The 2,306-nt window shown below is 63.9% G+C and carries 4 protein-coding genes; all 4 read left to right on the top strand.

Annotated features, from left to right (window positions below; all coding sequences use genetic code 11):
- On the top strand, nt 1-310 hold a 310-nt coding region (locus AC3AYF_RS20250), incomplete at its 5' end, for a putative dsRNA-binding protein (RefSeq protein ID WP_487780290.1).
- Complete coding sequence (era, locus tag AC3AYF_RS20245; protein ID WP_149434742.1) at nt 307-1,206, top strand: GTPase Era; 900 nt, start codon at nt 307-309, stop codon at nt 1,204-1,206. The genes AC3AYF_RS20250 and era, both read left to right, overlap by 4 nt.
- An 86-nt stretch (nt 1,207-1,292) precedes the next feature.
- Nucleotides 1,293-2,003: a DNA repair protein RecO gene (gene recO / locus AC3AYF_RS20240; protein WP_295040843.1), complete on the top strand. Its 711-nt coding sequence runs from the start codon at nt 1,293-1,295 to the stop codon at nt 2,001-2,003.
- Nucleotides 2,004-2,082: 79 nt separating this feature from the next.
- Nucleotides 2,083-2,306: pyridoxine 5'-phosphate synthase (locus AC3AYF_RS20235; RefSeq protein ID WP_487780289.1), on the top strand; the 224-nt coding region annotated here is incomplete at its 3' end.

Genomic DNA, 2,306 nt, shown 5'->3' with positions numbered 1-2,306 from the left:
AGATGATCCGCTTGGCGCGAGGTGCGTGGTGCAGGCCGCTCTTCGACAGCTCTCCTCCCTCCGCGTTGAGGAGCCCGCCCAGCGCGAGGTTTCCCAAGGCCATGGGCGCCGCCCGCAGGCGCTGCCGCGATACGTGGTTATCTCGGTGGAGGGCTACGCCCACGCCCAGACCTTCAGCGTCGAGTGCCACGTCTCCATGCTGGACGAGTCGCCGACGCTGGGCGAAGGCTCCAGCCGGCGGATCGCCGAACAGCAAGCCGCCGAGCTTGCGTTGTCCAAACTCGAACCATCAAAGGGCAAGCGCCAATGACACAGAGCTGTGGTTTCGTCGCTATCGTCGGGCGTCCCAACGTGGGTAAATCGACGCTGATGAACCGCATCCTGGGGCAGAAGATCTCCATCACCTCCCGGCGTCCGCAAACCACGCGCCATCAGGTCATGGGCATCAAGACGATCGATGAAGCGCAGTTCATCTACGTCGATACCCCGGGTATCCACCTGCAGACCCGGGACCGCAACAAGGCGATCAACCGCTTCATGAATCAGGCGGCTACCCAGGCGCTGCGCGACGTCGACTGTGTGGTGTTCCTGGTCGATCGCACGCGCTGGACGGACGAGGACCAGGTCGTTCTCGACAAGCTCACCCACGTGCAGGCGCCGGTGATCCTGGCGGTCAACAAGGTCGATTGGCTGGAGGATAAGACGACGTTGCTGCCGTGGCTGGAATCGCTCTCCGCCAGGCGCGAGTTCGCCGCCATTCTGCCGATCTCGGCCAAACACGGTACCAACGTGCCGGAGCTCGAGGGCGAGGTCGCCAAGCGGTTGCCGGAAGGCGTGCACTATTTCCCGGACGACCAGATCACCGACAAGAGCCAGCGTTTTCTGGCCGCCGAGCTGGTGCGCGAGAAGGTCATGCGCCAGTTGGGTGATGAGTTGCCCTACCAGATGACCGTCGAGATCGAGGAGTTCCGCGACGAGGGCAAGGTCATCCACATCAGCGCGTTGATGCTGGTCGAGCGCCAGGGCCAGAAGAAGATTCTGATCGGCGACAAGGGGGAGCGGATCAAGAAGATCGGCATCGAGGCGCGCCAGGAGATGGAGCGCGCTTTCGACAGCAAGGTCATGCTCAACCTGTGGGTCAAGGTCAAGCGGGGTTGGTCGGACGATGACCGGGCGCTGAAGAGCCTTGGCTACAATCTCGATTGACGAGCATCTCGATTGACGATCCGATCTTCCGATCGACGAACTGATTCGAGCAGGGAACTGCGCGCTCCTCTCAAGAGGCATTGGCCATGACGCCCCAGCCGGCTTATCTGCTGCACAAGCGGCCCTATCGGGAGACCAGCGCCCTGGTGGACGTCATCACGCTGGAGCACGGCCATATCCGCGCCGTCGCCCAGGGCGTTCAGCGGGCGGGGAGCAAGTCCCGCGCCAAGCTGCAACCTTTTGCGCCACTGCATCTGACCTGGATCGGCGACGGCGATCTCAAACGCCTGCGGATGATGGAAACCACCCAGAGCGCCGTGTTGCTGGCCGGTGAAGGCTTGCTTTGTGGGCTCTACGCCAATGAGCTGTTGACGCGAGCGCTGCCGGTCGGGCTGCCGACGGGCGATCTCTTCGCCATCTACGCCTGGACGATCGAGCGACTGACCCGGCCGGCCGAACGCGCCACCAGCCTCAGGCGCCTCGAGATCACCCTGCTGGAGGCACTGGATGCCGAGCCGATCTTTCTCGAGACGGACGACAGCCCGCTCGATCCCTCCACCCGCTACACCTACGTTGCCGAGAGCCGCCGCTTCATGCCCGTCGGTGCGCAGCACCCCGGTTGGGATGGCCGCAGCCTCAAGCTGCTGGCGCGCGGCGACTGGGACGCGTCCGGGCTGGCTGGCCTGAGCAAGGCATTGACCCGAGCGGCACTGGCGCCGCTGATCGGCAACCAGCCGCTACGCTCCCGGGAGCTGATGCAACGGCTCAGTCAGCGCCGTCGCCAGGGGCGTGCCTGACTCTCGCCATCGCCGGGACGGGGAGCGCGTCCCCGGCCTGGGCCCTCTTATCTTTCACCGCTCCAAGGAGCCCGAGTTCATGATCGCTACTCGTATTCAGTTGGGTGTCAACATCGACCACGTCGCGACGCTACGCCAGGCCCGCGGTACCCGCTATCCCGACCCGGTCCAGGCCGCGCTGCTGGCTGAGGAAGCCGGTGCCGATGGCATTCATTTTGATGTGATGGACAATCATTATGTCCCTAACTTAACCTTTGGGGCTGAGGTTTGTCAGGCGCTTCGCAGTGAAGGCATCGAGAGTTT

The organism is Salinicola sp. (genome assembly GCF_982684285.1).
Note: the sequence above shows the minus strand (reverse complement) of the source record. Positions and strands in the feature narration are given on the sequence as shown.